We start from the raw sequence: 26,151 nt of genomic DNA on the forward strand, positions 1-26,151 counted from the left end.
ACCACATGGCAGATAAAGCTTGCCATATGGTTGGCTCCACTACGCAGGTCGGCTTAAATCAGACGTAAGGCTGGAGCCAGACTGAATGAAGTGGTACGCACGATTACTCGTTGCTGTTAGTGCCGCACTAGCGTTTGGCGTCGTGTCTGCGCTGGTGCTCGTCGTTGTGGATCTTTATCTCACTGGTCACGGCCAGCCATCAATCAGTCAGGCGGATATTTCCATTCCCGGAATCAGTACAAAGCTGAGTCTGTCCGACTTGCTTTTTCTGGCAGGCATTATTCTTCCAGGACTGGTGACGTGGCTACTGCTTCGGCCCACTAACAAATCAGGGCGAAAGTGACTACAACGATGAAAGTCCGTCTCGCGGTAGAAGTAGACATCCCTAGCTTGCTCCCGCTCATGCGCTCTTTAGCGGAGTTTGAGCAGTACGCCGACTCCTTCGCCGTCACTGAGGATGTGCTCCGGGAGCGAGGCTTCAGTCGTTTACCGCCAGACTTCTATGCCTTGGTTGCCGAGAGCGAATGCCGTGTTGTTGGCATGGCAGTGTTCTACATCGTCCCCTTTACCGCGGAGGCTGTACCTGCATTGTTCGTGAAGGAATTATTCGTCGTCCCTGAGGCGAGGGGGCAGCGGGTTGGGGAGGCACTGATGAAAGCCGTCGCTCGAGAGGCTGTGGTCAGGGGCTGCGGGCGCGTGCGGTGGCAAGTCGCAGACTGGAATGAAGCTGGCAAGCGGTTTTACGAGCGGCTCGGGGCGCAGGCTGACCCAATCTGGGTAAATTACGCGCTCTCACCAGAGGCAGTTAAGGCGCTAGCGGACAACTGCGGATAGCGTACGGCTTAATTTAATCGCCGGCGTTAGCCCCCTTGAAGACATTCCCAAAGGCATCACATATGACTCGACTCTGGTTGCTCGCATTGCTAGTTGTGTCCTTCAGTGCAAGCGCGATCGTCATTCGAGATGACGTTGATGACTCCAAGTATCGAGTTCCGGCGTCTGAGTTTCCTGCTCTAGTTGACATGCCTAGCGAGGGGCATGGCGTACTGATTGCTCCGCAGTGGGTAATTACCGCCGCTCATGCGATCACGTGGCAATCTGAAATCAAGCAGGTGACTATTAACGGGGTACCTAGAGACGTTGAACGTCTCGTAATACACCCCGGATACAAAAAGCCGCCGCAAGAGCTGCTTGACCAGGCACTGGCCACTTGGGATTGGACGCTTTTTAGAGTGCTGCTCTCCGCCTCAGATGACATCGCACTTCTAAAATTGGCTCAACCCGTTACTGACGTCTCTCCTGTCGCAATCAACAAGAGCGACGACGAATTCGGCCAAATCATCAAGGTCATAGGAAAAGGCGCTACGGGTAACGGACTCACTGGGTACGAATTTAGTAGCTCCCACCGCACGGAGCTTCGTCGTGCGTACAACAAAGTCACCAGCGCCCATGAACGCTGGCTCTGCTATATGTTCGACAAGCCGTCGGACGCTCTGCCCCTTGAGGGCGGGTCAGGAAGTGGTGACAGCGGCGGGCCAATCCTTATCCGGGCTGAGAAGGATTGGTTGTTGGCCGGACTGACTTCATGGGCAGATCCTCAAAGCGCGATTAGGACGCCCGGGCGGTATGGCCAAATCAGTTGCAATGTCCGCCTGAGATTGAAAGCGTTATCTCTTCGCAACAGTAGGCGGGACTAACAATTCGTTCGAGCCGAACCCGTTTCGCTACACCAACAACATGGCAGAAAAATCTTGCATGTTGCCGGCTCCGCTACGCAGGTCGTCTTAACTCAAGCGTTAGACCGCTATCAAACTTCCCTCGCAATCTTCATGTTGGAGACGCCGTGCGCCGGACAACACTAAGCCTTTGGCAAAGCTTTTCCTCTAAACCGGGTGGGAAGTGGGCGTTCTCTCGCCTACTGTGCCTAAAGGCACCATACTTCGGCAGCATTCGCCCGCAATTCGAGGAGCTTCGCCCACAATACTGCGAGGTGCGGATGCGAAAGCGCCGTGCCGTGCTAAACCACATAGGGACGGTGCATGCCGTCGCCATGTGCAATATGGCGGAACTCGCAGGCGGAACAATGACCGAGGTTACTATTCCCTCGACACACCGCTGGATTCCCAAGGGAATGGCCGTGAAGTACCTCGAGATGGCAAAGACTGATCTGGTTGCCATCGCTACGCCCCAGTCGGAGATCGATTGGTCGGTACCTGGTGAATTCAAAGTCAACGTCGTAGTGCGGGATCAACAGGCAGAGCCCGTGTTTGAGGCGCTGATTACTATGTGGGTAGCACCCCGGAAGCTCAGGTCGGGCGCGGCCTGACAATTCATTCAAGCCGACGCTACTTCACGGGTCGGATAAAGGTATATGAAGCCATGCCCATACTGAATTCAGATTACTTCAACAAAATCGGCGCCGGGAACCTTCCTGGTCATCTCGGCATCGTCATCACGGGTATCTCTGCGTCAGAGGTTACGTCGGAGTTGCGTGTGCGCAAGGAGATGATGGCGCCCAACGGGTTCCTGCATGCCGGCAGCATTGTCACTCTGGCCGATACCGCCGCAGGTTATGGGTGCGTCGCCAATCTTCCGGAGGGAGCAGAAGGTTTCACCACGATCGAGCTCAAGTCCAACTTTCTCGGCACCGCCCGTGACGGAACGATCGAGTGCACTGCCAAAGCCGTGCATCTTGGCAAGACCACCCAGGTCTGGGATGTCGTGGTCACGCACCGGGAGTCCGGCAAGACCATCGCTCTTTTCCGTTGTACTCAAATGGTGCTCTATCCGAAGAAAGGCGCCTGACCATTCATCCAGTCGACCGCGGCTCCACTGCGCGGCGTGATTCCAGGTTCTCCATGCCCCAAGCCTGCTCCTGCAACCCGTCCGTCGCTTATGCGGCTTGCTGCCAGCCGTTGCACGAGGGTCGCGGCCTGGCCACCAGCGCCGAGGAGTTGATGCGTTCGCGCTACAGCGCCTATGTGCTGGGCCTGCGCGACTATCTGCTGGCCACTTGGCACCCTGACACCCGCCCGGCCGCGCTCGACCTGGACGACACCCCGGGCCTGCGCTGGCTGGGGCTGGACGTGAAGCGCCACGCCGATGCCGGTGATGACAGCGCGGTGGTGGAGTTCGTGGCCCGCTACAAGGTTGGCAGCGCGCCCGCGGTGCGGCTGCACGAGGTGAGCCGCTTCGCGTGCATAGATGGCCGCTGGTTCTACCTGGACGGGGAGTTTCCTGTCTAGCAACATCGTGCAAGGCGCACCGCGGATCCGGCTGCGGTTGCCGTCAAGGGGATTGTTCGACCAGCAGCAAGGGAAAGTCATGGCCAAGTTTCTCAACACCAGCGCAACCAACTACTTCCTTGAAGAGCTCATCAAGGACGCGAAGGACCGGCTGATCCTCATCAGCCCGTACCTGAAGTTCAACGACCGCATCAAGGAACTGCTAGGTCATTACAGCGTCGCTGGAGGTTTGACGGGTATGGGGTCGCGCAGGGGGAATTCGACCAAGCGGCGCGTCCGCAACCGTCGCAACGATGCGGCAGTTCCCACCGACGACAAGTTCATCGAGTCCGTTTGTCGCACATGAGCAGCGACTGCGTCTTTTGCAGGATCGTCCGCGGAGCCGAACCCGCGAGCATCGTCTGCGAGGATGATCTGGCGGTCGCGTTTGTCGATCTGCGCCAGTTCAACCGGGGCCATGTCCTGGTGGTTCCGCGGCGCCATTGTCGCGATATCCGTGACTTGGACTATGCGACCGGCGCGGCAGTCATGTCCATGCTGACGCGGGTGACACGGGCGGTCGGGGAGGCGTTCGCCAGCGAGGGTCTGAGTCTCTGGCATTCCATCGGCGAGGCGGCCGACCAGGAAGTGCCGCACCTGCATTTTCACGTGCATCCGCGCCGGATCGGCGATGGCATGTTGCGCGTCTATCCGCATGCGCCAGATACGCCAGGCGAGCAGGTCAGGGAGGCCTATGCGGAGACGCTGCGTCGGCAACTGGCGCAGGCCGATGACCGAGCGAAGGGCGATCCGCAGCGGTAAGCTCGCAAACCTCCCACTAGTCGGTAACTTGCCATGCCCCATCTGCTGCGCAACGTGATTGCGGTCGTCGTCGGGTTCGTCGTCGGCAGTGCCGTCAACCTGGCACTCGTCACCCTCGGCCCGTCGCTGATTCCGCCGCCGGCGGGCGTGGACGTGACCAGCGCCGAGGGCCTTGCCTCCGCCATCCATCTTTTCGAACCGCGGCACTTCGTGATGCCGTTCCTGGCGCATGCCGTCGGCACGCTCGCCGGGGCGCTCGTCGCCTACCTGATTGCGGCCAGCCACAAGGCGAAGCTGGCCTACGCGATTGGCGTGATCTTCCTGTGCGGTGGCGTGGCCGCCAGCTTCATGATTCCGGCACCGGCCTGGTTCATCGCGGTCGACCTGCTGGCCGCTTACCTGCCGATGGCCTGGTTGGCCACCCGGATCGGCGCGCGCCTGCAGGCGGGTAAGGCGGCGCCGGCAACGCCATGAAACCGACTTGGGAATGGGTCGCGCGCTTGGCGTCGATCCTGATCCACCCGGTGGTGATGATGGTGGTCGCAGCGGCCGTCGCCACCAGTGCGGGCGGCCCGGCGCCGGGACGGGTGTGGCGGGCGCTGGGGCTCACGCTGGCGGCGGCCGCGGTGGTGATGATCTACAGCGCGCTGCAGACCCGCTCGGGCCGCTGGTCGCATATTGATGCCTCGCAGCCGCACGAGCGCTCGCAACTCAACCGGTTCGCTTCATGGGTGCTGCTGGGGCTTGCGGCGATACTCGCGATTGCCGGGTCGGATCGTGGTGTAGTCGCGGCGATCGGCTTGTCGGGGGTGATCGTGCTGGCCGGCCACGTGCTGCGCGGCCGGCTCAAGATCTCTTTGCATGTCGCGTTCGCGATGTTCGCGGCGTGCATCGTCTGGCCGCAGGCGATGGCGTTCGCCGGGTTGCTCGCGGCCGCAGTGGTGGTGGCGTGGTCGCGGCTGGTACTGCGCCGGCACGGGATTTCGGAAGTCCTCGTCGGTGCGGTGACAGGGCTGGCGTGCGGGGTGGCGTTCCAACTGGCGGTGAAGGCGTAGCCGCCAGTTTCATGATTCCGGTAACGGCCTGGTTCATCGCGGTCGACCTGCTGGCCGCTTACCTGCCGAAGGCCTGGTTGGCCACCCGGATCGGCGCGCGCCTGCAGGCGGGGAAGGCGGCGCGCCGGTAACGGCAACCAGGATCAACGATCGGCCGAACCCTCCGGCAACGCGTAGGCGATCACATAGTCGCCGCGGTCGGGCGAGGTGCGGGCACCGCCGGCGGTCACCACCACGTACTGGCGGCCGGTATCGGGCGAGACGTAGGTCATCGGTCCCGCCTGGCTGCCGACCGGCAACCGCGCCTTCCACAATTCCTTGCCGGTGCGGCCGTCGAGTGCGCGCAGGTAGTAGTCCTGGGTACCGGCGAAGAACACCAGGCCGGACTGGGTGGCCAGCGAGCCGGCCAGGGTCGGCATGCCGACCGGGATCGGCAGATGCATCTTGATGCCCAACGGGCCGGTGTCCTGCACGGTACCCAGTGGCACCTGCCAGAGGATCTCGCGGCTGGCCAGGTCGATCGCGGTCATGGTGCCGAACGGCGGCTTCTGGCAGGGGATGCCGAGCTGCGAGAGGTAACGCTCGCGCATCGCACCGTAAGGCGTGCCGTCCTGCGGGACGATGCCCATCTCGATGCCGCTGGCGGAGGTCGGGACGTCCGCGCGCGGCACCATGTAGTTGGCCAGCCCCAGGCGCATGTCGTTGACGAACATGGTGTGAGTGGTCGGGTCGACCGAGACGCCGCCCCAGTTCATGCCGCCCAGCGAGCCGGGCATCTGCAGCGAGCGGTCCAGCCCCGGCGGGGTGTACACGCCCTCGTGGCGCAGTGACTTGAACTGGATCCGGCACAGCAGCTGGTCGAACGGGGTGGCGCCCCACATGTCGGATTCGACCAGGGTCTCGTTGCCGATCGAGGGCATGCCGACCGAGTACGGCTGGGTCGGTGAATAGCGCTCGCCGGGCAGGTTGCCCTGTGGCACCGGCTTTTCGACGACTTCGGCGATCGGCTCGCCGGTGACCCGGTTGAGCATGAAGATCTCGCCCTGCTTGGTGATCTGCACCAGCGCCGGCAGGGTGCCGCCGTTGCCGTCGGGCACGTCGTACAACAGCGGCTGGGCCGGGATGTCGAAGTCCCACAGGTCGCGGTGGGTCATCTGGTAGTGCCAGCGCGGCCGGCCGGTGGCGACATCCACCGCGACCACCGCCGATGAATACTTGTCGTCGAGTTCGCTGCGATGGCCGGACCAGAAGTCCGGGGTGGCGTTGCCGGTCGGCAGGTACACCAGGCCCAGTGCGTGGTCGTAGGCCATCGCCGACCACACGTTGGGCGTGCCGCGGGTGTAGGTCTCGCCTTCGGGCGGGCGCAGGGTGGTGGCGGGGTTACCCGGATCCCAGGCCCAGGCCAGCTCGCCGGTGACTGCGTGGTAGGCGCGGACCACGCCGGGCGGTTCGCCGACCGAGAAGTTGTCGGCGACGCGGCCGCCGACGATTACCAGGTCGCCCGCCACCAGCGGGGTCGAGGTCTGCTGGTAGTAGCCGGGCTTGATCTCGCCCATGTCGATGCCGAGGTCGACCGTACCGTTGTCGCCGAAGTCCGCGCACGGTTGGCCGCTGTCGGCATCCAGCGCGATCAGGCGGGCGTCGAGGGTGGGCAGGAACAGGCGCTTGCTGCAGCTCGTCGAGGCAAGAGCCTGGCGTCCGACCGGATCGACGCTGGCCGATGCCGATGCCGATGCCGATGCGGTGGCGGTGGCTGGAGTGGCCGGTGCCGGCGTTGCTGCGGCCTCGCCGATTTCGTCAAGGGCGTCAGGTGCGGCTGTGCCAGCCAGCTGCTCGTGGTAGCCGAGGCCGCGACAGCGCTGCCAGTTGGGCGCGGTGGCGTGCGGGTCGAACCGCCACGCCTCCTCGCCGGTGTCCACGTCCAGCGCCAGTACCTTGCCGTAGGCGGTGCACACATACAGCGTGTCGCCGATCTGCAGCGGCGTGTTCTGATCCTCGGCACCGGAGCCGGTGCTCTCGGGGATGTCGCCCGTGCGCGCCGTCCACGCGACCTGCAGTTGGCCGACGTTGTCGCGGTTGATCTGGTCGAGCGCCGCGAAGTGCGTGCCGGCGGTCGTGTTACCCCAATGCCGCCATTCCTTCTGTGCCGCCGCTGGCGATACCGGCGTCACCGCCGGATACGGGCCGCTGGCCTGCACTATCGGGCTCGGCTGGAACGCCCGGATGGCGGTGGCGACCAGGGCCACGACGAGCACGGCGGCGGCGATCCATGCGCCGCGATTGCGGGTACCCGTCAGCGCGGGCCAGGCCAGCGCGACCAGCAGGCTCAGCACGCCGAACGCGAACAGCCGCGACACCAGCGGCCAGAACGCCAGGCCGACATCCCATAACGCCCAACCGAGCGTCGCCAGCATCACCAGCGCATACAACCAGGTGCCGGCGGCCCGGCGGCGGAACATCAGCACCGCCGCGACCACCAGGCCGATGCCCGCGAGCACGAAATACGGGCTGCCGCCGAGCATCAGCAGCCGGCCGCCGCCGATCGCCATGAATGTCCCGCACAGCAGCACGAGGACAGCGGCCACGTAGGCAGGCCAGGCCCGGGGTGAAGTTGCTTGCGCTGATATACCCACGGTGGACTCCGGCAGTGAGATTAGTGGTGTGGGTGAGCCTACTACGCGGAATTGACCAACGGCTTTTCGCCCGGCGTTCCAGCACTGGAACCCTGAGTATCAATAGCCGCCGCAAAGCCGGGCCGGGAATACAAAACGGCCCCGCGTGACTGGCACGCGAGGCCGGGGTGTTGCGATCGGTCTGGTCGTAATCGGTCGTGTTGCGGCGGCCTTGGCCGTGACCGCTTCACGAACTGGCGATCATGCATACGAGCCGCTGATCAGCCCTCGCCCATGCCCTCGGCCGGTGCCGGAGCGCTGCCCGAGCGGACCTTGTCTTCGATCTGCTGGCCGGTCGCGGGGTCGACGTTCTTCCAGTATTCGAACGCGCGTTCCAGCACCGGGCTGCGGACGCCGCCGAGCAGACTGCCGGCGACCTGGTCGACGAACTGGGCGCGTTGGGCGTCGTTCCAGACCTCGCGCACCAGCGTGCCGGGCTGGCCGAAGTCGTCGTCCTCCGCGTGCAGGGTGTAGGCGCTGCGGACCATCTCGCCGTCGGTCTCCCAGCCGTCTGCCACCGGGCCGGTTTCATCCGCCCAAGTGCGGCCGCCGCTGTTGGGTGCGTACACCGGCGCGTTGCCGCTGTGGTGGTAGGTCATCAGGCCGTCGAACATGTACGTGTTGACCGGCACCTTGGGCTGGTTGACCGGCAACTGGTGGAAGTTGGTGCCAATGCGGTGGCGCTGGGCGTCGGCGTAGGCGAACGCGCGACCGAGCAACATCTTGTCCGGCGACAGGCCGATGCCCGGCACCGTGTTGCCCGGTGAGAACGCGGCCTGCTCGATCTGGGCGAAGAAGTTTTCCGGGTTGCGGTTCAGGGTCATGGTGCCGACCTTGATCAGCGGATAGTCCTTGTGCGACCAGGTCTTGGTCAGGTCGAACGGATTGAAACGGTAGCTCTTGGCGTCCGCGTACGGCATGACTTGCACCGACAGGATCCAGCTGGGGTGTTCGCCGCGCTTGATCGCGTTGAACAGGTCGCCGCGGTGGAAGTCGGCGTCCTGGCCGGCCATCGCGGAAGCTTCGGCGTTGTTGAAGAACGCCATGCCCTGTTCGGTGTGGAAGTGGTATTTGACCCAGAACTTCTCGCCGGCAGCGTTGATCCACATGTAGGTGTGCGAGCCGTAGCCGTTCATGTTCCGCCAGGTGCGCGGCAGGCCACGCTCGCCCATCAGGTAGGTGACCTGGTGCGCGGTCTCCGGGTTGTTGGTCCAGAAGTCCCACTGCATGTGGTTGTCGCGCAGGCCGGAGTCGGGCAGGCGCTTCTGGCTGCGGATGAAGTGGGGGAACTTCATCGGGTCGCGCACGAAGAACACCGGGGTGTTGTTGCCGACCAGGTCGTAGTTGCCCTCATCGGTGTAGAACTTCAGCGAGAACCCGCGCACGTCGCGCCAGGTGTCGGGGCTGCCCACCTCGCCGGCGACGGTGGAGAAGCGCGCCAGCATGTCGGTCGACGCGCCCTTCTGGAACAGCGCCGCCTTGGTGTACTTCGAGACATCCTCGGTGGTCTGGAGCACGCCGAACGCACCCGCGCCCTTGGCGTGCGGCTGGCGCTCGGGCACCTTCTCGCGGTTGAAGTGCGCCATCTGCTCCAGGAAGTGCACGTCGTGCAGCAGGATCGGGCCGTCTGCGCCGATGCTCAGCGAGTTGCGGTCGCTCGGGGCGGGCGCGCCGGCACCGGTGGTCGATCCGCTGTTGGACGCACTGCTGTTGGACGTGTTGTCGGGACGGGTCATGGTCGTCTTCCTCATGTAGATGGTCAGCGCCGCATTGGCACGGATCCAGGCGGCTTGGCTTGGTGTTGCCAACGAGTCTGCCCCGCGCTCCATTGATATGCCATTCGATTGTCTCGATCGAAGCGATAGGCGGAGCGCGCGACTGTAGCGACGGACGATCGGCAATTTCAATCGTATTGGTGCTGGCATGAAAAAGCCGGGTTGCCCCGGCTTTTTCAGTACGCGATTGCAGTGGCTGACGTAGCGGCGGTCAGGCCACCGCGGCCTGGTTGAGGCGAGGGCCTTCCTTGAGCGCACGGCTGACCATGCTGACCAGCAGGTCGATCTCGGCGCTGGTGACGGTGAAGGTCGGGGTGAAACGCAACGAGTTGGCACCGCCATGGATCACGCCGATGCCGTGCTCGCGCAGCCACTCTTCGGTGGAGCCGGTGCCGAAGCACTTGAAGTCGTCGGACAGCTCACAGGAGAACAGCAGGCCGGTGCCCTGGACCTTGGTGATCATGCCGCCCAGTGTGTCCTTGAGCGCCTCCAGCTTCTGGATCGCCTCGGCGCCGCGGGCGCGGATGTTCTCGCGCAGCGCCGGGGTGACCGTTTCCAGCACCGCGCAGGCCGTATCCAGCGCGCGTGGGTTGGTGGTCATGGTGTTGCCGTACAAGCCCTTTTTGTAGGCATTCGCGGCCACCTCGTTGACCGCCAGAACCGACAAGGGGTACTGGCCGGCATTGAGCGCCTTGGAGTAGGTCTCCATGTCGGGCGCATCGACGCCCTCGAAGCCGGGGTAGTCAACGATCGACAACACGCCGTTGGCGCGCAGTCCGGCCTGGATCGAGTCGACCAGCAGCAGCGCACCGTGGGCCTTGGTCAGCGCGCGGGCGGCATTGTAGAAGTCGACCGGCACGCTGCGGCCCGGGTCACCTTCGCCCATTACCGGCTCCAGGAACATCGCCTCGATGAACCAGTTGTTGGCGTCGGCATCGGCGAACGCCTGCTTCAGCGCATCGATGTCGTAGGGCGCGATCACGATCACGCTGTTCTCGCCGCGGTAGCTGGCCAGGTACTGCTCGTAGGCCTTGCGCGAGGAGTTGGAGTACAAGCCCGGGCGCTCGGTGCGGCCATGGAAACCACCCTTGACCACGACCCGCTTGATGGTGGTGCGACCGGCGTGCCGGCCGCCTTCGTCGGTCATGGCCTTGGCGTTGGCATCGGCGATGCGGGCCGCCAGCGTGACCGATTCGGAGCCGGAGTTCAGGCACATGAAGCTCGCATACGGACAGTCGCGGCCCAGGCCGATCGCTTCGCGCAACAAAGTGCTTAGGCGCAACTGGGACAGGCTCGGGGTCATGATGTTGGCCATCGCCTGCGGCTTGGCCATCGCCTCGAGCACCTTGGCCGGTGCGTGGCCGAAGCCGAGCATGCCGTAGCCGCCCGAGTCATGCAGCACCGCGCCCTTCAGGGTCACGATCCACGGCCCGCGTGCGGTGAGGGCGACATAGGGATTGACCGCGTCATCCTGGTAGAAGTTGATGAAACCCGCCTGCATGGCGTGGGTCTGGGCATCCTCGTCGAGCTCGAGCAGGTCGGCGAAATCACCCTTGACGCGGTGGTACTCGGCGACCGCGGCATCGACCGCCTCGATCAGGTCGGCATCGTTGGAAAAACCGGCCAGAACCGCATCGTCCAGACCGGTGGTGCGGCGCGAGCCGGAGTGGGCGCGCAGTGGCGCAAGTTTGCTGACAATGGCGTTGCCGTTGGTGGTGCTGGACATCGGTGTTGTTCCTCCACAGGGTCGATTGCGGTGTCGAAAGTGCCCCGGCATAAGCGCACAGGAGTTCAACACGACGGTATTTTTCGTTTTGATTCAATCAGTTGCATGATTCTATCATGCCGGCCGTATGGGTATAACCCCCACCGTCGTTACACTATGCGGCCGGCGTCGGTGGGTTGTCACCGCGCCCGCCAGCCCGAAAGTCGCCTCGAAGATCCGCCTTGAAAAAATCCGATTTCCATTATGCGTTGCCGCAGGCGCTGATTGCCCAGGCGCCGTTGCCCGAACGCTCGTCGAGCCGATTGCTGCTGGTGCCGCCAGAGCCAGGTGGCATCGAAGACCACATATTCCACCAACTGCCCGGTCTGCTTGCACCTGGCGACCTGCTGGTGTTCAACGATACCCGGGTGATTCCGGCGCGCCTGTTCGGGCAGAAGGCAACCGGTGGCCGGGTCGAGATCCTGATCGAGCGCTTGCTGGGCGGCGATGAGGCGCGCGCGCAACTGGGCGTCAGCAAGTCACCCCGACCGGGCGCACGGATCGCGCTGGACGCCGGTGGCGACGTCGAAGTGCTGGGGCGTGATGGCGAGTTCTATCGTCTGCGGTTCCATGTCGGGCAATCGCTGGAGCAATGGCTGCTGCATGCGGGGCAGCTGCCATTGCCGCCGTATATCCAACGTGCTCCAGGTGCCGATGATGCCGAGCGTTACCAGACCGTGTTCGCGCGCGAGACCGGTGCGGTTGCCGCGCCCACCGCGGGGCTGCACTTCGACCAGCCACTGCTGGAGCACCTGGCCGCGCGGGGTGTGGACGTCGGCCATGTCACCCTGCATGTGGGCGCGGGCACGTTCCAGCCGGTGCGGGTCGACGACCTTGACCAGCACGTGATGCACAGCGAGTGGCTGAATGTCGGCGCTGGACTGGTCGGGCAGGTGCGTCGTACGCGCGCTGCCGGGGGCCGGGTGATCGCCGTCGGCACCACGGTGGTGCGCGCGCTGGAGACGGCGATGCAGGCGACCGAGGCCAATCCCGGTGGCGAGTTGCGCCCGTATGCCGGTGAGAGCCGGTTGTTCATCCTGCCCGGCTACAAGATCCGCTCAGTCGATGCGATGGTCACCAACTTCCACTTGCCCGAGAGCACCTTGCTGATGATGGTGTCCGCGTTCGCCGGCAAGGATCGGGTGTTTGCGGCCTACGCGCATGCGATCCGCGAGCGCTACCGGTTCTTCTCCTACGGCGACGCGATGCTGCTGTGGCCCGAGCGCACCACGGAGCGACAGCCATGAGCCGCATGTCCTTCGAACTGCTCGGCACCGACGGCGACGCGCGCCGTGGCCGGTTGGATTTTCCGCGCGGCACGGTCGAGACCCCGGCGTTTATGCCGGTCGGCACCTACGGCACGGTGAAGGGCGTGTTTCCCGATGACATCCACGGGCTGGGCGCGCAGATCATCCTGGGAAACACGTTTCACTTGTACCTGCGGCCGGGCCTTGAGGTGATCGAGGCGCACGGCGGCCTGCACGGTTTCACGCGTTGGGATGGCCCGATCCTGACCGACTCCGGTGGCTTCCAGGTGTTCTCGCTGGCGCACAAACGCAAGATCACCGAAGCCGGGGTGACGTTCGCCGCGCCCATCGACGGCCGCAAGGTGTTCCTGGGCCCCGAGGAGAGCATGCACATCCAGAAGGTGCTGGGCTCGGACATCGTGATGATCTTCGACGAGTGCACGCCCTATCCGGCAACCCCGGATGTCGCGCAAAAATCGATGGAGCTGAGCCTGCGCTGGGCCGAGCGTTCCCGCAAAGCCCACGAGGGCAATGACGCGGCGTTGTTCGGCATCGTCCAGGGTGGCGTCCACCACGACCTGCGCACACGCTCGGCGGAAAGGCTCAAGCAGATCGGTTTCGATGGCTATGCCATCGGCGGCCTGGCGGTGGGCGAGCCGGAGCATGAGCGCAACGCGATGCTCGAGCACACCTGTCCGCAATTGCCTGCCGACCGTCCGCGCTACCTGATGGGTGTGGGGCGACCGGAGGATCTGGTCGAAGGCGTGGCGCGCGGCATCGACATGTTCGATTGCGTGATGCCGACCCGCAACGCGCGCAACGGCCACTTCTTCACCTCGACCGGCACGGTGCGCATCCGCAACGCGAAATACGAGCACGACCTGCGGCCGATCGAGGAGGGTTGCGACTGCCGCGCCTGCGCCGGCGGTTTCACCCGCAGCTATCTGCGCCACCTGGACCGTTGCAACGAGATGCTCGGGCCGATGTTGGGTACCTTGCACAACCTGCGCTACTACCAGCGGCTGATGGCGCAGATGCGCGAGGCGATCGGGCAGGGAACCTTTGCCGCCTTCAGGGAGTCTTTCTATCTCGCGCGCCAGCCGTAGCGGCGTGCAAGCCCCATTTCAACCGGTTTCAACCCGTCTCACGGTCAGGCAGGTGGTATGTGGCCTGCCGTGACATAATCCCCGGCTAATTTCAGCCTTTACGGAATTTCCACATGAACCTGCTTGATCTCCTGATTGCCCCCGCCCATGCAGCCGCTGCGCCGGCGGCTGGCGGCTTTGGAATGTCCTTGCTGTTCCCGATCCTGTTGATCGGCGTCATGTACTTCCTGATGATCCGTCCGCAGATGAAGCGCGCCAAGGAGCACAAGGCCATGCTCGGCCAGTTGGCCAAGGGCGACGAAGTGCTGACCAACGGCGGTATGGCCGGCGTGGTGACCGAACTGGGCGAGAACTTCATCACCGTGGAGATCGCCGACAACGTGCGCATCCGCGTGCAGAAGGGATCGATTGCGAACGTATTGCCCAAGGGCACCTTGAAGTCGGCCTGATCGGCCAACACTACTTTTTGACGTCTGGTGGCCGGGGTGGTCGCCACAGGGGCAATCGATGCTGACTTACGCGCGCTGGAAATACGTTGTACTGGTGCTGGCCATCCTGTTGAGCACGCTGTACGCGTTGCCCAACCTGTACCAGAAGGATCCCTCGGTACAGGTCACCGCCAGCCGCGGCGCCCCCGTCGACCAGGCGCTGGCCGACCGGGTTGCCGGCGCGCTTGAGAAGGCGGGCATCCCGGTCAAGCAAGTCGAGTTGACCGGTGACAACCTGCTGGTGCGCCTCCCCGGCACCGAGCTGCAAACCAGGGCCGCCGATGCACTGGCGCCGGTGCTGGGCAGTGACTACGTGACCGCGCTCAACCTGGCGTCCACGGTTCCCGGCTGGCTCACCGCCCTGGGTGCCGACGGCATGCTGCTGGGCCTGGACTTGCAGGGCGGCGTGCACTTCCTGATGCAGGTCGACCAGAAGGCGGCGCTGGACAAGCACATGGAAGCCATCGTCGAGGACGCCCGGGTGGTGTTGCGCGATAGCCGGGTGCGTTACGAGTCGGTGACCCGCCGGCCCGATAATTCCATCGTGGTACGTCTGGCCGACGCGGCCGACGGCGCCAATGCGCTCAACAAGATCCGCGCCAGCCAGCCGGCGCTGCAATTGGATCAAGATGACCGGACGCTGACGCTGACGGTGCCCGACACCGAGTTGCAGCGGATGATGGCCGACGCGCTGACCCAGAACCTGGGTACCTTGCGCAACCGCATCAACGCCTTGGGCGTGTCCGAGCCGCTGATCCAGCGCCAGGGCAATGACCGGATCGTGGTTGAATTGCCGGGCGTGCAGGACACTGCCCAGGCCAAACGCATCATCGGTGCCACCGCCACCTTGGAATACCGCGCCGTGGTTGAAGGCAACGCGTATGACGCGGTCGCCTCGGGCAACGTACCACCGCAGGCCAAGATCTATTATCGAAAGGAGCTCGGTCCGGATGGAAAGCCGGTGCCGATCCTGCTCAACAAGCGGGTGATCGCCTCGGGTGACCAGTTGATCGGCGCCACCTCGGGGATGGATCCGCAATCCGGCACGCCGTCGGTCTCGGTCCGGCTGGACAGTGCCGGTGGGCAGCGCATGTTCGACTTCACCAGCGAGAACGTTGGTAAGCCGATGGGCGTGGTCTACATCGAGCGTATCCCCGAGGTGCGCATGGTTGATGGCGAAGAGGTGCGCAGCACCCGGGTCAGCGAGCAGGTGATCTCGGTGGCCAATATCAACGGCGTGTTCGGCAAGGAGTTCCAGACCACAGGCCTGGACAGCAGCAAGGCGGCGGCCGACCTGGCGCTGCTGTTGCGCTCGGGCTCGCTGGCCGCACCGATGGACTTCGTCGAGGAGCGCATCGTCGGTCCCAGCCTGGGCCGGGAAAACATCGAGCGCGGCCTGACCGCGGTGAGTTACTCGTTCATCTTCGCGCTGCTGTTCTTTCTCGTTTACTACCGCATGTTCGGGCTTATTACCTGCCTGGCGTTGCTGCTCAATATCCTGATGCTGGTCGCGGTGATGTCGTGGTTCGGGGCCACGCTGACGTTGCCTGGTCTGGCTGGTATCGCGTTGACGGTCGGCCTGTCGGTGGATGCAAACGTGCTGATCAACGAGCGAATACGCGAAGAGCTGCGTGACGGGATGCCGCCCAAATCGGCCATCGTCGCCGGCTACGAGAAAGCCACCGGCACCATCATGGATGCCAACTTGACCGCGATCCTGGCCGGCGTGGCGCTGTTCGCCTTCGGCACCGGTCCGGTGAAGGGCTTTGCGGTGGCGTTGATCGTGGGCATCGCGACGTCGATGTACACGGCGGTGTCGGGTTCGCGGGCGATGGCCACGCTGATCTACGGCAAGCGCAACAAGCTCAAGTCCCTTGCGATCTGACGGCGGGAAACGACTATGAAACAACTCAACATCATCCCGGTAAACGTCAACATCGATTTCCTGCGCCTGCGTACCGCGGCATTTTCGTTATCGATCATCCTGCTGTTGGTATCGGTCGGGTCGATAGTGGTCAACGGCTTCAACTTCGCACTGGACTTCACCGGCGGTACCGTCACCGAGTTGCGTTTCGAGCAACCGATCGACATCAACGATGCGCGTACCCGGCTTGCGGACGCCGGGTACGGCGATGCCGAGGTGCTCAGCTTTGGCTCGGGCAACGATATTCTGGTTCGCTTGCAATCGGAGCAGGAGGGCGAAGACGAGGCTGCCCAGATTGACTCACAGACGGCCCAGGCCATCACCAAGGCCGTGTCAACGCCTGAGAATCCGGGCAGGGTGATGCGCAGCGACTTCGTCGGCCCGCAGGTCGGCAAGGAACTGGCGCTCAATGGCATCTGGGCGGTGATCTTCGTGGTGGTCGGCTTCCTGATCTATATCTCGATGCGGTTCGAGAAGAAGTTCGCGGTCGCCGCGGTGCTTGCGTCACTGCAGGACGTGGTGCTCGTCACCGGCTGGTTCGCATTGAGTGGCCACGAGTTCGACCTGACTGTGCTGGCCGGCATCCTGTCGGTGCTGGGGTTCTCGATCAACGACACCATCGTGGTGTTCGATCGAATCCGCGAGAATTTCCGAACCATGCGCGCCGATCCACGCACGATCATCAATACCTCGATCAACGAGACCTTGTCCCGTACGATCATCACCTCGGTGGTCGCGTTCCTGACCGTGCTGGCGTTGTATCTGTACGGTGGTGGGTCGTTGCGTGGCATGGCCGAGTCGATGATGATCGGCGTGGTCGTGGGCACCTTGTCGTCGATCTTCATCGCGTCCCAACTGCTGACCATCGGCTTCCTGAAGATCACCAAGCAGGATCTTATGCCCAAGGCCAAGAACGACGAAGCGTTGGCTCGCCGACCGTAACAGGTGCGGTTGGGTCACCCACGAAAATGGCCGCGGATTCAGCGGCCTTTTTCGTGGGTGACCATTCGTCCGGCGGCCATTCGTCCGTAGGGTGGATTAGCCACCGGCGTAATCCACCATTTTGATTCAATCAAACGCGGCCGCATAACCGGTATTGACGATGCGCTGTTGCAACAATCCGGCGACCTTGATGTTGCCGGCCAACAGCGGCCGCGGGTCCACGCCCCGTGCGTCCATCGGGCCGGTGGTGCGGTCGCGGAAGTCGCTGATCTTGCCGCCCGCCTCACGCACCATGAGCGCGCCAGCGGCGATATCCCACGGCTTCAGGCCGGCCTCGAAGTAGGCATCGGCGCGGCCACAGGCCACGTACGCCAGGTCGAGCGCGGCGGAACCGCTGCGGCGGATGTCCTCGATCTCGGTGAATAGCGTATCGATGCATTTGAGCTGTGCGCTGGCACGGGCGCGCTCGCGCGGGGCGAACCCGGTCAGGATCATGGCCCCGGTCAGGTCCTTGCGATCAGAGACGCGTACGCGTTTGTCATTGAGCGTGGTGCCGCTGCCGCGACTGGTGGTGAACAGCTCATTGCGCAGTGGGTCGAAAATCACCCCGTGGACCGGCTCGCCGGCCTCGACCAATGCAATAGACACGCAAAAGTGCGGGATCCCGCGCAGGTAGTTGCTGGTGCCGTCCAGGGGGTCAATCACCCAGGTGAAACGGGAGCTCCCGCTCTTGGGCTTGATCAGCCCTCCCTCTTCGCCAAGGATCGCGTAGTCCGGGGTGGCACGGCGGAACTCCTTGATGATTTCCTTCTCGGCCAGCTCGTCGACTTCGCTGGCGAAGTCCATACGGTCCTTTTCGACCACGTTCAACGCATCCAGCTTGTACATGTGGCGCAACAGCACATTGCCGGCGGAGCGGGCGGCCTTGACCATGAGGGTGACGGCGGGTTTCTGCATGGCAAACGGCCTCGGGCGAAAGAGGTGAAGGAAGGATTAGCAAGGGAAAAGAGCAGCCGGCGATGACACGGATGGAGACCGTGGCCGGCTGGGAAGTTTACCATTGCCGCCATGACTACCACGCGCATTCCCGAACACGCCCCGCTTCCTGTTGCCCATCGCATCCGTATCGTGCTGGTGGGGACCCAGCATCCGGGCAACATCGGCTCGGCGGCTCGCGCGCTGAAAACCATGGGGCTGGCGCGTCTGGTCCTGGTCGCGCCGGAAAAATTGCCCAACGGTGACTCGTTCGCGCTGGCGGCCGGTGCCGACGACTTGCTGTCTGCCGCGGTGGTCTGCGGCAGCCTGGCCGAGGCTGTTGCCGACTGCCGGCTGGTAGTCGGCTGCACCGCGCGTACCCGTCGCATAATGTTGCCAGAGTTGCTGCCTGCCGCGGGGGCCCAGCGCCTGGTGTCCCGGGCGGCGGCCGATGAGGAAGTCGCGCTGGTGTTCGGCCGTGAGCGTACCGGCCTGGACAACGACGAGTTGCAGTTGTGCCATGCCGCGGTGCATATCCCCGCCAACCCGGACTACAGCTCGTTGAACCTGGCGGCCGCGGTGCAGGTGCTTACCTATGAGGTGCGGTTGGCGCTGCTGGCCGCCTCCGGACCGTCTGTAGCGGAAGAAGCTCATCAGTTGCCTGCCTCGCACGCCCAGATGGAGGGTTTTTTCACCCAGTTGGGCGAGACGCTGGATGCGATTGATTTCCACAAGGGACGAGCGCCGGCATCGGCAATGCGCAAGCTGCGCCGATTGTTCATGCGCGCGGGCCTGGACGAGCCGGAGGTGCGGTTGTTGCGAGGGGTATTGGCGGATGCCACCCGCATGGCAACCCTGGCGGGAAAACGATGACTGCATCGCGGCGTGCATCGCGAGCGTCGACTGGTGGTCGCCAGGGTCGGTTGGGAGGGTTTTCGGGCTATCCTGCCGAATCGCCCCGTGTCGGCGGCTTTATTGTGCGAGTTCTGCAGTGATCGCATCGGTTCAGCGGGCCGTATTGGGTCTCTTGGTCGTGTTCGGATGCGCGTTGTCGCCGGCAATGGCGGACGACGGCGTGCTGGTGTTGGGTCGGATCAGCGACGATCCAGCGACCCACTACGAGCAACTCAAGCCGTTGCTGGACTATGTGGTGCCCCGGATGGCCGACGTGGGGATCCGTGAGGGCAGCGTGCTGATGGCGCGTGATGCCCAGCAGATGGCCAGCTACATGCGCCGTGGCCGGGTCGATTGGGTCACCGAGACCGCGGGGTCCGGCATGTTGCTGCGCGAGCGTGCCGGCGCCGAGCCCTTGGTCTTGACCGAGCGTGGCGGCCACAGCCAATACCACAGCGTGTTCTTCGTCCGGCGTGACAGCGGCATCACCGGGTTGGACGGCTTGCGCGGGCATTGCATCGCCTTCCAGCGGCCGTCGTCCACCAGTGCCTATTTTGTCCCGGCAGGCGAATTGCTGGAACGGGGAATCACGTTGGAGATCCTGCTTTCGCCGACTGATTCGATCGACTCTGATGCGCTGGGCTACCTGTTTGCGCGCTCGGAGCGAAACATCGCGACCTGGGTGCATAAGCGGGTGGTCGATGCGGGGGTGATGAGCAACCTGGATTGGGACAACCCGGAGCGGATGCCGAAGGCCTTCCAACGCGACCTGTTGGTGATTGGCCGCACACCGGACTACCCGCGTGCGGTTGAGATGCTGCGCCGGGACATGGACCCGGCGGTGCGCGAACGGCTCAAGGAAGTGCTGCTGGGCGCGGCCAGCGATCCGTCTGCCAGCGCCGCGCTACAGCAATTTTTCGGGACCACCGGGTTCTTGCCGATCGACGCCACGTCCCGCCATGCGCTGGATCACATCCAGTCCGGCGTCCGCCACGTACGAGCCAAGGTCGAATGAAGCCCTTGCGTTTCAAGCCGGCTTACGGACTGCAGGCGAGGGTCGCATCGCTGATGCTGGTCGCGATGGTGGTACTGGTGGCGCTGATCGCGTTGCTGTTGCACCGCCAGAACCGTACCCAGTACGAGGTCGAGGCAGCCAGCCGGGCGGCCATGCATTCCATGACCATCGAGACGCTGCGTCGACGGGCGGAAGGGATGGTTGGGCCATTGGCGGAGTCGCTGGCGAACCCGCTTTATTACCACGACCTGGACCAGATCGGAGCGCTCGTCGGCGACGCGTTGCGCCAGCCCGGCATTGCCTACGTCACTGTCTTTGATGACGACGGTGACGTCCTGCACGACGGCAGTGACGAGATTCCCGGTTACGGCCGGCACATGAGCGATCCATTGGCGGCACAGGCCATTGCAACGACGGCGCTGCATACACAGTTCAGCGACGCAATCATGGACGTGTCGGCGCCGATCCTGGTCGGCCGCAATCGGCTGGGCGGCGTCCGCATCGGCTACGACCTCGACGTCGTGCGTGGGTACCAGGAGCGTGGGGCAGCCAGTCTGCGCCAAAGCCTGTCGGAACTGGGTCGGCGGCAGCTGTTCTGGATTGGCCTGCTGGGTGTCGCGGTGCTGACCCTGGGCGGTGTCACGTTGTGGTCGATCCATCGCTGGCTGGTACGTCCGATCCGGCAACTGGCCGATTCGGCACGTGCGATCGAAGGCGGGGCATTCGGAACACAGGTGCCGGCCAGTGATCGCAACGACGAGCTTGGCGACTTGATGCGCGCGTTCTCGCGGATGAGCGAGAGTATCGCCTGCCATGACCGCGACATCCGCAAGATGGCCTATACCGACGCGCTGACCGGCCAGGCCAACCGCCTCGCTTTCCGGGAGGCGCTGGACCAGCGCCTGGTGCAGTTGCGTGGCTCGGGCCGACAGCTGGCGCTGTTGTTCGCCGATATTGATGACTTCAAGCGGATTAACGACACCTTGGGCCATGACGTCGGGGACGAGGTCTTGCTGGAGGTCTCCAATCGCATCCGCGAGGTGGTCGCGCGGGTGGCCGGCGAGCAGGCCCTGGTGGCACGCTTTGGTGGTGATGAGTTCCTGGTGCTGCTTGAGGCGGCTGATGGGGACGAGTTGCGCGCTGTCGCCAGTACGTTGGCGGAAATGCTGGTGGAACAAGTCGCGATACCGCTGCCACTGCGGGCCAGCGATGTCTTCCTAGGGATTTCCATCGGTATCGGCCTGTTCCCTCAGGATGCGGCCGGCGCCGCGACTTTGATGAAAATCGGCGACATCGCGATGTACCAGGCCAAGGCCGCGGGCAAGAACTGCATCCGCTACTACAGCCGGACGATGAACCAGGCGGTAGAGCGGCGGCTGCATCTGGAAGCAGAGTTGCGTGATGCCTGGGACCGCGGGGAGCTCAGTCTGGTGTACCAGCCGATCTTCCAGCTCGCCGATGGCGTCCTGGTCGGGGCGGAGGCACTGCTGCGCTGGAACCATCCGGAGCTGGGATCCATTGCCCCGTCGGTGTTCATCGAAGTCGCCGAACAGAGCGGGCTGATAGAAACCATCGGGCCGCTGGTCATGGAGGCCGCCTGTCGGGACGCCGTTCAATGGCAACCGATGTCTGCCAATGGGGAACCGCTGTTCGTGTCGGTCAACGTCTCGCCACGGCAGCTTCGTCGTGGCGACTTGCCGCACGTGGTCGCCGCGGCGCTGGGAGATAGCGGGTTGCCGCCGCAACAGCTGCATATCGAACTGACCGAAACCGCGATGATCGGTGACGCGGCGCACGCGAGCGAGATGTTGCATCAGCTGCGTGCACGCGGGGTGCGGGTATGGCTGGATGATTTTGGCACCGGGTTTTCCGGGCTGAGCCATCTGCGACGGGTGCCGATCGATGGCGTCAAGATCGATCGCAGCTTCGTGGCTGACATCCTGCATGATCCCGATGACCTTGCCTTGACCACCGCGATCATCGCGATGGCGCATTCGTTGGGGATACCCGTGGTCGCCGAAGGCGTGGAGACGGAAAGCCAGTACGCGCTGTTGCGCGAGCGTGGCTGCAACCTGGCCCAGGGCTTCTGGCTGGGGCGCCCGATGGCCCTGGAGGCATTCCATGAGGTGGTGCGGGCGAAGACGCCGCTGACGGTGTCGGGTCTGGGCTAGAACAGCAGGTCGACCCACGGGGTGATGAGCGTGGCGATCTGGCCCGACAGCAGTCCGAACACTGTAACGGCCACCGCTCCGGCCAACCACGCCACCGCCATGAGGCGCCCATCGCGTTCCAGCAATGCCAGCGCGAACAACAGCAGCAAGACGCCAAACAGATAGTTTGTCAGCGGTATCGGTAAGGCCAGCAGCAGTCCCAGCGCGACCAGCAGCAAGCCGGTGAACGCGTTGGCCAGGCGATGATCGAGCAAGGCAGGCGAGCGCGGCCGTACCACGCGTTCCAACCGGGCCAGCCAGGGTGACAACCGGTCGCGAAAACGCGCCAGGGTGTGTCGGCGCGGGCCGCGGCAGGCGACGAACCCGGGTAGCCACGGGGTTCGCAAGCCGAGCAACAACTGCGCCCCGACCAGGATTACCAGTGGTCCGCTGACTGCGCCTGCCACGCCGGGAATGGGGATGAATGCTGGCAGGATGGCAACGAACAGCAGCATGCCGAAGGAACGCTTGCCAAGGCCGGCGAACACCTCTCCCAGCTTGACCACCTGTTCCTGGTCGCCGTCGGCAAAGGCGTCCAGCAGGGCACGCGTTCCTGCTTCGCGGATGGCCTGTTGCCTATCCACCGGTCTCATCGTTGTCCGGATCCTGCTCGGGTTCGCGGAACAGCAGGAGCTTGTCGATACGCGGGCCATCCAGGTCGACCACCTCGATCCGCCAGCCGGGCCAGGCGAACTGCTCGCCTACGTTGGGAATGCGGCCGAAGTGGGTGATCACCATGCCCGCGGCGGTATGGAAGTCGTGCTCCTCGTCGCCGGGCACGGAGCCGGAGACCAGTTCGTGCAGGTCCTCGACGTGGAGGCTGCCATCGATCAGGTACGAGCCGTCGGCGCGCTCCACTACCGGGCTGGCCTGGTCGACCTGGTGTTCGGTCGTCGTCCCCATGCCCGCCTGGACGCGGCCAATGACCGCTCCCATCACGTCGTTGACCGTCACCAGGCCGGTTACGTCGCCGTACTCATCCACCACCAGCGCCAGTGATTGCTGCTCCTCGCGGAAGATCTCCAGCAGCTTCATCGCGTGGGTCGATTCGGATACGAACAATGCCTCGCGCATGTGGCCAAACAGGTCGATCGCCACCCCGGGCGCCAGCGCGCGCAACAGCGACTTGGCTTCGACCACGCCGATCACGTCCTGATCGGTACCGCGCAACACCGGGAAGCGCGAGACGGGCGCATTGCGCATCGTCTCCAGGTTGACCTCCAGCGGGGCACCGGCATCCAGCCAGGTGATGCGGGTGCGGGGGGTCATCAGGCTGTCGGCGGTGCGATCGCCCAGGCCGAGCACGCGGTGCATCATCTTGCGCTCGTCGGCATCGATCACGCCTTGTTCGTGGCTCTCGCTGACCAGCAGGCGGATCTCCTCCTCGCTGATGTTCGTGGCCTGGCTACGATCCAGCCGCAGCAGCCTGAGCAGGCCGCGGGTGCTGACCATCAGCAGCCAAACCGCCGGGGTTGCGATCCGTGAAACCCAGTGCATCGGCAATGCAATGAAACTGGCCAGCTTCTCGGGCGCCAACAATGCCAGACGCTTGGGCAGCAACTCGCCCAGCACGATGCTCAGGTAGGTGATCAGGCCGACCGCAAGCACCACGCCGACCGGTTGGGCGTAACTGCCCAGGGCCGGGATCTTCTCGCCCAGCCAGCTGCCGATCGCGCTGCCGATGGCGTCGCCACCGAACATGCCGGTCAGGATGGCGATCAGGGTAATACCCACCTGCACGGTGGAAAGGAAGCGGTCGGGGTGCTCGGCCAGGTCAAGTGCCTTGCGCGCGTTGGGACTGGAGCGGCTCATCTGGCGGAGCTTGGGCCGGCGCGATGTGACCACCGACATTTCCGACAGGGCAAAGAAGGCGTTGAACGCGATCAGCACCAGGACAATCAGGAACTCCAGCATTGCGCCCTCTCCGGGTTGGCGGTGAAGGGGGCGCGCACGTGTCGCCGCAATGGCGGCGTAGTGACTGTTGGCGGAGGTTTGGAGTCGTCGTCCATGGAGAAATGATGTCGGATAAGCGCGCCGATGCGGCGCTCGCGGATTTTAGCAGGTGGTGCCCGTGGGCCCGTTGAGAGTCCCTGACTGGGCGTGAAGGTCACGAAACCGTCATAATTCCGCCGTCGCCTCCACCGCCATCCGGTTGCGGCATTCCTGCCCGCACATTCCGGCGACCCATTGCCGCCAGCACGACGAGGTCCCTCCCTGATGTTCTCCCTGCAAACCATGTTCGGCCAAGGCAATCAGTTCTATACGCTGCTGGAGGCCTCCGCAGTTGCCGCCCACGACAGTACAAAGGCGTTGCACGAGATGCTCAGGAGCGCAGACGCCGAGCCGGCGCTGGATGCGTTCAAGCTCGCCCGCCAGCGCGAGCGCGATGCCTCGGCGCAGATCAGTCAGGAACTGGTCGACAGTTTCATCATCCCGATCGAGCGCGAAGATATCGAGGCGTTGAGCTCTGCACTGCACAAGATCAACAAGCAGGCCGAGAAGTTCGCCGACCGTTACTCACTGGCGGTGCAGCACCTGGCGCACATCGACTTCGCGCCGCGCGCGGCGATGCTGGAGCAGGCGGCCGAAGTGGTGGTCAAGATGGTCAAACAGCTGCGCAAGATCAAGCTGGCGCCGATGAAACAACTCAACGACGAGCTGCGCTCGATCGAGAACGAGGCGGACCGGTTGATGCTTGAGCTGTACCGGGATATCTACTCGGGCGACCTGGAGCCATTGCAGATGTTCCTGCTCAAGGAGTTCTTCGAGATCCTCGAAAAGGCCATCGACCGTTGCCGCGAGGCCGGCGTGGTGGCGTACGAAATCGTTCTGAAGAACTCCTGAGGCCTTTGGGATGCTGACCCTGGTCCTGATAGTCGTATTCGTGGCGTTGGTCTTCGAATACATCAACGGCTTCCACGACACCGCCAACTCGATTGCCACGGTAGTGGCCACCAAAGTGCTGTCGCCGATGCAGGCGGTTGCGATGGCGGCCAGTACCAACCTGTTGGGCGCGTTGCTGGGTACCGCGGTTGCCAAGACGATCGCTTCGGGGCTGATCGATGCCTCCGTGGTCGATATCAGTTCCCAGCTGATCCTGTGCGCGTTGCTGGGTGGCATCGTGTGGAACCTGATCACCTGGTGGCTCGGCCTGCCGTCCTCCTCGTCGCACGCACTGATCGGCGGGCTGATAGGTGCGGCACTGGCAGCGGCGGCGAACAATTTCGACGCGATCATTTTTTCGGTCCCGGTGGAACCCTGGTACCGCAGCGCCGGCGTGATGTGGAAGGTGATCGTGCCGATGGTGACCTCGCCGGTGGCGGGATTCGTCGGCGGGTTCCTGCTGATGGGGGTGTTGTTCGCGACCATCTCGGCCATGGCGCGGGCCGGTGGGCTGGTGGCGCGGCTGGCGCGGACCCGCTGGGTCAACGCGTTCTTCGGCAAGGCACAGATCGGCAGTGCGGCTTACATGGGGTTCGCGCACGGCATGAACGACGCCCAGAAGACCATGGGCATCATCGCCCTTGCCCTGGTCGCTGCGCAGGCCGATGGGACGCTGGACGACCTGCCGGGCTTCCTGGCGTTCCTGCACCCTTCGGAGGATGCGTTGGTCAATGGTGACATCGACCTGTGGATCAAGCTGACCTGCGCCGTGGTGATGGCGGCCGGTACCGCTGCCGGTGGCTGGCGCATCATCAAGACCCTGGGCCACAAGCTGGTGAAGTTGCACCCGATCCATGGCTTTGCCGCCGAGGCCAGTGCGGCGACCGTCATCACCTTTGCGTCGTCGTTGGGGATCCCGGTGTCCACCACCCACAACATCTCCGCATCGATCATGGGCGTGGGCACCGCCAAACGCCTGAATGCCATCAAGTGGACGATGGTGGAGCGGATGATCTGGGCGTGGATCCTGACCATCCCCGCGGCCGGCGGTATCGCGTACCTGTCGTTCCGGGTGTTGGCCGCCGCCGGCTGGGCGTAACCGTGCAACCCTTTTGTTCTTGGCCGGGGCCGTTGGGCACGACCAGCGGCAAGCC

Annotated in this window: 26 protein-coding genes; 20 read left to right on the forward strand and 6 right to left on the reverse strand. The window is 64.1% G+C overall.

The genetic code is table 11. The annotated features are described in order from the left end of the window. The first annotated feature begins 85 nt into the window (after positions 1–85). From ACW5DN_RS02005 to ACW5DN_RS02050, 10 genes are all read left to right on the forward strand, one after another. Positions 86–343, forward strand: a complete 258-nt coding sequence (locus ACW5DN_RS02005; protein ID WP_456961088.1) for a hypothetical protein — start codon at positions 86–88, stop codon at positions 341–343. Between the two features lie 8 nt (positions 344–351). Next, entirely contained in the window at positions 352–834 is a 483-nt protein-coding gene (locus tag ACW5DN_RS02010; protein ID WP_456961089.1) for an N-acetyltransferase family protein, read from the forward strand. A 62-nt stretch (positions 835–896) separates the two neighbouring features. Beyond that, entirely contained in the window at positions 897–1,697 is an 801-nt protein-coding gene (locus ACW5DN_RS02015; RefSeq protein WP_456961090.1) for a trypsin-like serine protease, read from the forward strand. A 146-nt stretch (positions 1,698–1,843) separates the two neighbouring features. Continuing rightward, positions 1,844–2,326 (forward strand): hotdog fold domain-containing protein, encoded by a 483-nt coding sequence (locus ACW5DN_RS02020; RefSeq protein WP_456961091.1) that lies wholly within the window; start codon positions 1,844–1,846, stop codon positions 2,324–2,326. A 53-nt stretch (positions 2,327–2,379) separates the two neighbouring features. Further along, positions 2,380–2,805, forward strand: a complete 426-nt coding sequence (locus ACW5DN_RS02025; RefSeq protein WP_456961092.1) for a PaaI family thioesterase — start codon at positions 2,380–2,382, stop codon at positions 2,803–2,805. 53 nt (positions 2,806–2,858) lie between these two features. Further along, positions 2,859–3,245, forward strand: coding sequence for a YchJ family protein (locus ACW5DN_RS02030; protein WP_456961093.1), 387 nt, complete (start codon positions 2,859–2,861; stop codon positions 3,243–3,245). Between the two features lie 79 nt (positions 3,246–3,324). Then, the gene (locus ACW5DN_RS02035) at positions 3,325–3,591 is read left to right on the forward strand and encodes a hypothetical protein (RefSeq protein WP_456961094.1); all 267 of its coding nucleotides are present in this window, start codon (positions 3,325–3,327) and stop codon (positions 3,589–3,591) included. Next, positions 3,588–4,046: an HIT family protein gene (locus ACW5DN_RS02040; protein WP_456961095.1), complete on the forward strand. Its 459-nt coding sequence runs from the start codon at positions 3,588–3,590 to the stop codon at positions 4,044–4,046. Before ACW5DN_RS02035 ends, ACW5DN_RS02040 begins: the two co-directional genes overlap by 4 nt. A gap of 33 nt (positions 4,047–4,079) precedes the next feature. Continuing rightward, positions 4,080–4,520, forward strand: a complete 441-nt coding sequence (locus ACW5DN_RS02045) for a hypothetical protein (RefSeq protein WP_456961096.1) — start codon at positions 4,080–4,082, stop codon at positions 4,518–4,520. After that, positions 4,517–5,101, forward strand: a complete 585-nt coding sequence (locus tag ACW5DN_RS02050) for a hypothetical protein (protein WP_456961097.1) — start codon at positions 4,517–4,519, stop codon at positions 5,099–5,101. The genes ACW5DN_RS02045 and ACW5DN_RS02050 overlap by 4 nt, the downstream gene beginning before the upstream one ends. 143 nt (positions 5,102–5,244) lie before the next feature. On the opposite strand, the gene ACW5DN_RS02055 is transcribed toward ACW5DN_RS02050, so the two are convergent. The 3 genes from ACW5DN_RS02055 to ACW5DN_RS02065 form a co-directional block, all read right to left on the reverse strand. Next, complete coding sequence (locus ACW5DN_RS02055; protein WP_456961098.1) at positions 5,245–7,686, reverse strand: membrane-bound PQQ-dependent dehydrogenase, glucose/quinate/shikimate family; 2,442 nt, start codon at positions 7,684–7,686, stop codon at positions 5,245–5,247. A 308-nt stretch (positions 7,687–7,994) separates the two neighbouring features. Beyond that, complete coding sequence (locus ACW5DN_RS02060; RefSeq protein WP_456961099.1) at positions 7,995–9,509, reverse strand: catalase; 1,515 nt, start codon at positions 9,507–9,509, stop codon at positions 7,995–7,997. A 250-nt stretch (positions 9,510–9,759) separates the two neighbouring features. Next, positions 9,760–11,274 (reverse strand): aminotransferase class III-fold pyridoxal phosphate-dependent enzyme, encoded by a 1,515-nt coding sequence (locus tag ACW5DN_RS02065; protein ID WP_456961100.1) that lies wholly within the window; start codon positions 11,272–11,274, stop codon positions 9,760–9,762. Between the two features lie 221 nt (positions 11,275–11,495). Here ACW5DN_RS02065 and queA point away from each other — a divergent pair, with 221 nt between their 5' ends. From queA to secF, 5 genes are all read left to right on the forward strand, one after another. Beyond that, positions 11,496–12,560, forward strand: coding sequence for a tRNA preQ1(34) S-adenosylmethionine ribosyltransferase-isomerase QueA (queA, locus tag ACW5DN_RS02070; protein WP_456961101.1), 1,065 nt, complete (start codon positions 11,496–11,498; stop codon positions 12,558–12,560). Beyond that, entirely contained in the window at positions 12,557–13,666 is a 1,110-nt protein-coding gene (gene tgt, locus ACW5DN_RS02075; RefSeq protein ID WP_456961102.1) for a tRNA guanosine(34) transglycosylase Tgt, read from the forward strand. The genes queA and tgt overlap by 4 nt, the downstream gene beginning before the upstream one ends. A gap of 113 nt (positions 13,667–13,779) precedes the next feature. Next, positions 13,780–14,115, forward strand: coding sequence for a preprotein translocase subunit YajC (gene yajC, locus ACW5DN_RS02080; protein WP_456961103.1), 336 nt, complete (start codon positions 13,780–13,782; stop codon positions 14,113–14,115). 58 nt (positions 14,116–14,173) lie between these two features. Continuing rightward, positions 14,174–16,039 (forward strand): protein translocase subunit SecD, encoded by a 1,866-nt coding sequence (gene secD / locus ACW5DN_RS02085; RefSeq protein ID WP_456961104.1) that lies wholly within the window; start codon positions 14,174–14,176, stop codon positions 16,037–16,039. Between the two features lie 15 nt (positions 16,040–16,054). Next, the gene (gene secF, locus ACW5DN_RS02090) at positions 16,055–17,020 is read left to right on the forward strand and encodes a protein translocase subunit SecF (protein WP_456961105.1); all 966 of its coding nucleotides are present in this window, start codon (positions 16,055–16,057) and stop codon (positions 17,018–17,020) included. Positions 17,021–17,146: 126 nt separating this feature from the next. On the opposite strand, the gene ACW5DN_RS02095 is transcribed toward secF, so the two are convergent. Continuing rightward, complete coding sequence (locus ACW5DN_RS02095; protein ID WP_456961106.1) at positions 17,147–17,977, reverse strand: inositol monophosphatase family protein; 831 nt, start codon at positions 17,975–17,977, stop codon at positions 17,147–17,149. 111 nt (positions 17,978–18,088) lie between these two features. Between ACW5DN_RS02095 and ACW5DN_RS02100 the strand changes: the two genes are divergently transcribed. From ACW5DN_RS02100 to ACW5DN_RS02110, 3 genes are all read left to right on the forward strand, one after another. Further along, complete coding sequence (locus ACW5DN_RS02100) at positions 18,089–18,868, forward strand: RNA methyltransferase (RefSeq protein WP_456961107.1); 780 nt, start codon at positions 18,089–18,091, stop codon at positions 18,866–18,868. A 187-nt stretch (positions 18,869–19,055) separates the two neighbouring features. Beyond that, positions 19,056–19,904 (forward strand): phosphate/phosphite/phosphonate ABC transporter substrate-binding protein, encoded by an 849-nt coding sequence (locus ACW5DN_RS02105; protein WP_456962933.1) that lies wholly within the window; start codon positions 19,056–19,058, stop codon positions 19,902–19,904. Then, positions 19,901–22,075: a putative bifunctional diguanylate cyclase/phosphodiesterase gene (locus ACW5DN_RS02110; protein ID WP_456961108.1), complete on the forward strand. Its 2,175-nt coding sequence runs from the start codon at positions 19,901–19,903 to the stop codon at positions 22,073–22,075. Before ACW5DN_RS02105 ends, ACW5DN_RS02110 begins: the two co-directional genes overlap by 4 nt. On the opposite strand, the gene ACW5DN_RS02115 is transcribed toward ACW5DN_RS02110, so the two are convergent. Together ACW5DN_RS02115 and ACW5DN_RS02120 are read right to left on the reverse strand one after the other, a co-directional pair. After that, entirely contained in the window at positions 22,072–22,707 is a 636-nt protein-coding gene (locus ACW5DN_RS02115) for an exopolysaccharide biosynthesis protein (RefSeq protein WP_456961109.1), read from the reverse strand. The genes ACW5DN_RS02110 and ACW5DN_RS02115 overlap by 4 nt on opposite strands. After that, entirely contained in the window at positions 22,691–24,028 is a 1,338-nt protein-coding gene (locus ACW5DN_RS02120) for a hemolysin family protein (RefSeq protein WP_456961110.1), read from the reverse strand. Before ACW5DN_RS02120 ends, ACW5DN_RS02115 begins: the two co-directional genes overlap by 17 nt. A 303-nt stretch (positions 24,029–24,331) precedes the next feature. On the opposite strand from ACW5DN_RS02120, the gene ACW5DN_RS02125 reads away from it, so the two are divergent. Both ACW5DN_RS02125 and ACW5DN_RS02130 read left to right on the forward strand, forming a co-directional pair. Then, positions 24,332–24,958 (forward strand): DUF47 domain-containing protein, encoded by a 627-nt coding sequence (locus ACW5DN_RS02125; RefSeq protein WP_456961111.1) that lies wholly within the window; start codon positions 24,332–24,334, stop codon positions 24,956–24,958. Positions 24,959–24,968: 10 nt separating this feature from the next. After that, the gene (locus ACW5DN_RS02130) at positions 24,969–26,096 is read left to right on the forward strand and encodes an anion permease (protein ID WP_456961112.1); all 1,128 of its coding nucleotides are present in this window, start codon (positions 24,969–24,971) and stop codon (positions 26,094–26,096) included. Positions 26,097–26,151 lie beyond the last annotated feature (55 nt).

This window comes from Lysobacter sp. A289, from assembly GCF_054072675.1.